The 3282-nt window shown below is 64.1% G+C and carries 3 protein-coding genes and 1 pseudogene; all 4 read right to left on the reverse strand.

Annotated features, from left to right (window positions below):
- Window positions 1–161 precede the first annotated feature (161 nt).
- Window positions 162–587, reverse strand: coding sequence for a DUF126 domain-containing protein (locus EOC06_RS34820; protein ID WP_128309943.1), 426 nt, complete (start codon window positions 585–587; stop codon window positions 162–164).
- Window positions 584–1834, reverse strand: a complete 1251-nt coding sequence (locus EOC06_RS34825; RefSeq protein WP_128309944.1) for an aconitase X — start codon at window positions 1832–1834, stop codon at window positions 584–586. The genes EOC06_RS34820 and EOC06_RS34825 overlap by 4 nt, the downstream gene beginning before the upstream one ends.
- A gap of 238 nt (window positions 1835–2072) precedes the next feature.
- Window positions 2073–3137, reverse strand: coding sequence for an ABC transporter ATP-binding protein (locus tag EOC06_RS34830; protein ID WP_128309945.1), 1065 nt, complete (start codon window positions 3135–3137; stop codon window positions 2073–2075).
- Window positions 3137–3282, reverse strand: a pseudogene (locus EOC06_RS44320) (ABC transporter permease); the annotation flags it as partial. The gene EOC06_RS34830 and the pseudogene EOC06_RS44320, both read right to left, overlap by 1 nt.

The raw sequence follows: 3282 nt of genomic DNA on the forward strand, positions 1-3282 counted from the left end.
TAAACGGGGCGAAGGACACTGTCGCCGATGATTTCGCCAATCACCAACGTCACAAAAAACAGCGCCGGCGTTGCAACAAGCCCCTTCGCCCCGTTTACGGGGAGAAGATGGCGGCAGCCAGATGAGGGGCGGCGCTGAGTTCGGTTAGCAAGCGCTCGTCCCTAGACTTTGCGAATGACCGCCTCGCCATCCTCGCCAACACCAATCATGATCTTGTCGCCGGAAGCTATGCCGGCAATGTCGCACACCACCAGCGGCATGCGGATGTCATAAAGAAATTCGGCAACGATGGCGCCGACCGCCAGGATCGGGTCCGGCCGCTCCAGAAGAATCCCGGTTGGCGCGGTTCCCCTGCGGATCGCCTCGGCCAGGACCGAGGATGAAGACGATGAGCCGCGCCCGCTCGGCATGACCAGGATCTTGCCAGCGACATTCTGGCCGAGACCGGGATGCGAATGGTCTGTTATGTCGCCCGTCTCGGCATCGATGCCGCCCCAGAAGCTCAGCGGTTGCGAATACACCAGCGCCTGGCCCCTGGCTTCGCCGGCCAACTGGAAGATGCCGGTTCGTTCCACCGGTCGCGTCATGAGGCGCTCCGCACGACATGCCCGACGGCAGCGGAGCGGATGCAATCCTCCATCTCGGCGAAGGCGACGGACACGCCGATATTGCCCGGCGCGTAATGCGCCCATTTGCCGGAATTGGTCATCACAACGCCGTCGAGGCGTTCCAGGATCGATGTGACATAGGTGCAGGTATCGGCGACCGGGATCAGACCGAACGCCTCCATGCCCACCAGCGCGCCCTCCTCCTGCAGTCTCGCCAGGGTCGCACGGCCCGTGTTGACATAGATCGGGATGCGCCTTTCGGGTGCTGCCTCGCGCAGCAACGGCAACAGTCGCATCCATTCCTCATGCGAAAAATGCGGCGTGCCGAGCGACACGGCCGCTAGCGGCGCGCCATCCGGCACGCTCGATAGCCTGGCCAGCGCATGGCCGATATCGGCGCGGGTGATGCGGATCGTCTCGTCAGGCGCATGACCCTGGAACGCCTCATCGAGCGTCATTGCTTCCGGCGTGATGCCGACCGCATGGAACAGCGCCACAGCACCCGTCGTTGCAGCCGCCGCACCCAGCGCCTTCAGCTGGTCCTCGTCACGCGGCCGCGGCAGACCGGCAATCACCGGAACGCGGTCGCCACTCGCTTGCCCTATGATTAGCCCGACGCCGACGAAAAGGCTGTCACTCAGCTCGCCGTCTGGAACATCCAGTTCGAACAGGATCCGGCCGCGCCGGTTCTCGCTCAGATGCAGGCCCCAGGCCGGCGCGCGGCCGGTCATGGCGCAGCACAGATCGATGAAATCGCCATAGCGGTTGGTGCGCGCGCCGATCACCGAATTGGCAAAGACGATGGCGTTGGACTCACCCCAGGCGATCTGCTGGCCAAAGCTTGGCCGAAAGCGCGTCTGGTAGGGCGCGCAGGTGAAGGTCGCCTGGCAGCCGAGTTCCAGATGCGCCTTCATCAGCCGCCGCGCCGGCACCTCTTCCGCTAGGGGCATCTTGACCATGCCGGGATGGATGAGATCGAACGAACCGACATTCAGCGTCGTCGGCACCTGAACGCGGCCACCGCCTTCGACCAGCCGCTCGACGAAATCGAGACCGGCCTTGCCGTGGTAGAGACAGCCATCGATATGGGCGCCGGTAATGTCGAGCAGGCTGCCCGCACCGACCGCATTGGAAAACCCTGCCAGGATTTTCATGGCAGCGGCGGCGGACGAGCCCTGCTCGCCATCGAGCATGGCTCGGTCCTGTGCGGTCAGTTCAAGCGTCATCAGTACTCCAGCCACTTACGCGATCGTATGGCGGGGCAGCGCCCCCCTCTGCCCCTGCCGGGCATCTCCCCACGAGGGGGGAGATCGGCAGCTTGAGCCTTATCGCATTTTTTTTTGCAACGTCGGCGATTTGCGAAACCGGCCATCAAAGCCAATCTCCCCACTCGTGGGGGAGATGTCCGGCAGGACAGAGGGGGCGCCACGGAACGCCAACCATCCCATCCGTCCACAGTCCCACTTAACCCGCCGCGATCAACACCGTACTCTCCGGCGACCAGCGCAGAACGACGTCCTGACCTTCCGCCAGCCTGTCGACACCCGTGTTCTGTACAATCACCTTCAACGTCTGGCCGCCACGCTCGACGAAATAGGTGCTGTTGTTGCCGGCGAAGATGCGCTTGGAAACCTGCCCCTTGAGCATGTTGGCGGTGCCATTCGGTGCTCCGGCATCCGTGGCGATGCGGATGCGTTCGGGGCGCACGGCACAGCTCGCCTTGGCGCCGGCGGCAAGCTTGGCACCCGCGCCGGCGGCAATCGCCGTGCCGTCCGGCAGCCGGATGCCATCGCCCGTCGTATCGCCGCGAAAGATGTTGGCATCGCCGAGGAAGGTGGCGGCGAACTCGCTCTTTGGCCGATCATAAATTTCCTCGGGCGGCCCTTCCTGCACCAGCCTTCCGTCGCGCAATATGCCGATGCGGTCACTCATCGTCAGCGCTTCTTCCTGGTCGTGGGTGACGAAGATGGTGGTGATGCCGATCTCGCGCTGGATGCGCTTGAGCTCAATCTGCATGTCGACACGCAACGCCTTGTCGAGTGCGCCCAATGGCTCGTCGAGCAGCAGCACGCGCGGCTTGGTGACGATGGCGCGGGCGAGAGCCACACGCTGGCGCTGGCCGCCGGAGAGCTGATGCGGCCGGCGGCCACCGAGCTTGCCAAGCTGCACCAGATCGAGAGCGCGCTGCACCTCGGCAGCGATGATCGCCCTGGCCTCGCCGCGCACCGACAGGCCGAAGGCGACATTGTCGGCGACGCTCATATTGGGAAACAGCGCATAGTTCTGGAACACCATGCCGATACGACGCTTCTCGACGGGCACCCGCTCGACGCTCTCGCCGCCGATGGTGATGCGACCCGAGTCAGGAAAATCGAAACCGGCGATCTGCCGCAGCAACGTGGTCTTGCCGCTGCCCGACGGCCCGAGCAGCGCGTAGAAGCCGCCATCGGCGAAGTCGATGGAGACGTTGTCCAGCGCCTTGTGCGCGCCAAAGCTGCGCGAGACATCGGATACCTGCACGCCGGCCATTATTTCTCTCCGCCGAATTTGAAGAACCGCGCCGTCAGCAGCATCAGCGCCATCGACACGACAATGATGATGGTCGAGACCGCGTTGATCTCGGGCGTGAAACCCTTGCGGATCGCGGCGTAGATTTCGACCGGCAGCGTCGTCT

It is taken from the genome of Mesorhizobium sp. M7A.F.Ca.MR.362.00.0.0, assembly GCF_004023175.1.
In the GTDB taxonomy this organism is placed as follows: domain Bacteria; phylum Pseudomonadota; class Alphaproteobacteria; order Rhizobiales; family Rhizobiaceae; genus Mesorhizobium.